Raw genomic sequence first — 2,479 nt, forward strand, 5'->3', positions numbered from 1 at the left:
GGAAGTTAAGCTCTCTAGCGCCGATGGTAGTTGGGACCTTGTCCCTGTGAGAGTAGGACGTCGCCAAGCAACCTTAAGACGAGTCAGAATGACTCGTCTTTTTTGTGTTTCTAACTTCTTATCAGCCTCAAGGTACCATTTTAAATAATACTTCTTCTTTTAATCCTCTCATATTCAATTTCTTTCATCATTTTCGGTGTGTAGTTTAAGATTTTCTATTTTATTTTTTGTAGAACTAATCTGTCGGTGTGTTAAAATAGTACAGTTATTTTTTGAAGTACTTTAATATATAGAGATTTAATTTTAAAAAGGAGATAATATGAAAAAGATAAGTGTAATTACTATAGTAGTTTTAGTCCTTCTAGCGATTGCATATATGTTAGTCGGGAATTATTTCTATAATTATGCGTTGAATGCGAAACAAGGAAAAGATTTTTTAGAGGATAATCCTCACTTAACGGAAACGGTGAATGCATCGGAAGGTGCATTGGCTACGAATGAAGACAAGAATGCGAACTTTGTATCAAAATATAAACCTAATACATTAACTATACGCTCTTTTGATAAGCTAAATTTAACAGGTTATGAATATATGAATGAGCAATCTAGTCATAAATGGGCACTTGTAGTTCATGGATATGATGGCAGGGCATCAGCAATGACGAAATATATCCGGAACTTTTATGAACAAGGCTATAATGTCATAGTACCAGACCTTCGTGGGCATGGGAATAGTGAAGGGGGGTATATCGGTATGGGATGGCATGATCGCAAAGATGTTTTGTTGTGGATTCAACAAATTTTAAAGAAAGATCCTAATGCTGAAATAGCTCTATTTGGTATTTCTATGGGTGGAGCAACTGTTATGATGACTTCTGGAGAAGATTTACCTCCTAATGTTAAAGTTATTATTGAAGATTGCGGATACTCGACTGTTATTGATGAATTCACGTATCAACTAAAAGATTTATTCCACTTACCGAAGTTTCCTGTTATGAATGCGGCCAATACAGTTACTAAATTGAGGGCTGGATACGATTTAGAAGAGGCTTCGGCTGTAAAACAAGTTGCGAAAAGTAAAACACCTATGCTGTTCATTCATGGAGATGCCGATACATTTGTTCCTTTTGAAATGTTAGATGAGGTGTATAGTGCTGCAAAAGTAGAAAAAGAGAAATTAATTGTTCCAGGTGCGGGACATGGAGAAGCGGAGAAAATAGATTCAAATAAATATTGGAATACTGTATGGAAATTCGTAGAGAAGTATATTCCAGCATAATTAAAGTTGTTTCATGTTTATATACGATAATCGGAGGGGGAATAGTTTATCCTTTTGATTATCGTTTTTTTTTTGCTAATTAGGTATTCTGCTATAAGTATACTCTTGTATGTACTATATGAAGGAGGTAGAGCAAAAATTTTTGAATTCTTTAATCTCAGTGCTACAATGATTGAAAACTAAATGTTAATGAGGTGTTCATATGAAAATTGAAGTTTGGTCTGATTTTGTATGTCCGTTTTGCTATATTGGGAAACGTAGATTAGAGACGGCTTTAGAACAATTCCCACATAGGGATGATGTTGAAGTTGAGTTTAAAAGTTTTGAATTAGATCCGAATACTCCTGTTTACTCTGGAACGAGTATTAACGAAGTGCTTGCATCGAAGTATGGGATTAGTATTGAAGAAGCTAATCGTAATAATATACAACTAGGCAATCATGCAGCTAGTATGGGTTTGAATTTTAATTTTGAAGAGATGAAGCCGACAAACACTTTTGATGCGCATCGTCTGGCGAAGTTTGCAAAGGAGCAAGGGAAGGAAAAAGAGATTACAGAAAATCTTCTTTTTGCATATTTTACTGAATCACAAAATTTAAGTGATGTGGAAACGCTCGCTACGATTGCTGAAAATTCAGGGATAGATAAGCAAGAGGCTTTAAATATTATCAATAATAAAAGTGCATATGCAAATGATGTTAGAGTTGATGAAGCGATCGCTCAGCAATATAGAATTACGGGAGTACCTTATTTTATTGTTAATCAAAAATATGCCATCTCAGGTGCGCAACCACTTGAAACTTTTGTTGGTGCACTTCAGCAAGTATGGGAAGAAGAGAATCCTGCACCTAAGTTACAGGAACTTTCAGCAGATGGTGGAAGCGATTTTTCTTGTACTGACGGAAGTTGTTCGGTACCTTCAGAAGAACAATAGTTTTTATGATGGAATAGCACCCCATAGATAGTTCTATGGGGTGCTTGTATATAACTATAGAAGAAATACGTAAATAGATATTTTGATTACGTAAATGAAATCTATAAAATATAAAGTTTTTCAAAAAAACATATTGACGATTATACAAATGAAGTGTAATATAGAACAAGTCGCCGATGCAATAACGCAAAACACGGCAAACGAAATAAAAAACTTAGTTGACATTAACTAACGAAGATGTTAACATAAGGAAGTCGCAAATGAGC

Annotated in this window: 2 protein-coding genes; both read left to right on the top strand. The window is 34.7% G+C overall.

Annotated features, from left to right (window positions below; genetic code table 11):
* Window positions 1-319: 319 nt before the first annotated feature.
* Window positions 320-1,279 carry an alpha/beta hydrolase gene (locus tag BAU27_RS09175; protein ID WP_071770697.1) on the top strand — a complete coding sequence of 320 codons (960 nt, stop codon included), beginning with the start codon at window positions 320-322 and terminating at the stop codon, window positions 1,277-1,279.
* Between the two features lie 202 nt (window positions 1,280-1,481).
* Entirely contained in the window at window positions 1,482-2,213 is a 732-nt protein-coding gene (locus tag BAU27_RS09180) for a DsbA family oxidoreductase (RefSeq protein ID WP_071745409.1), read from the top strand.
* Window positions 2,214-2,479 lie beyond the last annotated feature (266 nt).

This window comes from Bacillus sp. NH11B (assembly GCF_001884205.1).
GTDB classification, from domain to species: Bacteria; Bacillota; Bacilli; order Bacillales; family Bacillaceae_G; genus Bacillus_A; species Bacillus_A proteolyticus.

Excerpts from the sequence above, each read along its gene's own strand:
- BAU27_RS09175 (WP_071770697.1), top strand. The coding sequence starts at position 320 with ATGAAAAAGATAAGTGTAATTACTATAGTAGTTTTAGTCCTTCTAGCG.
- BAU27_RS09180 (WP_071745409.1), top strand. The coding sequence starts at position 1,482 with ATGAAAATTGAAGTTTGGTCTGATTTTGTATGTCCGTTTTGCTATATT.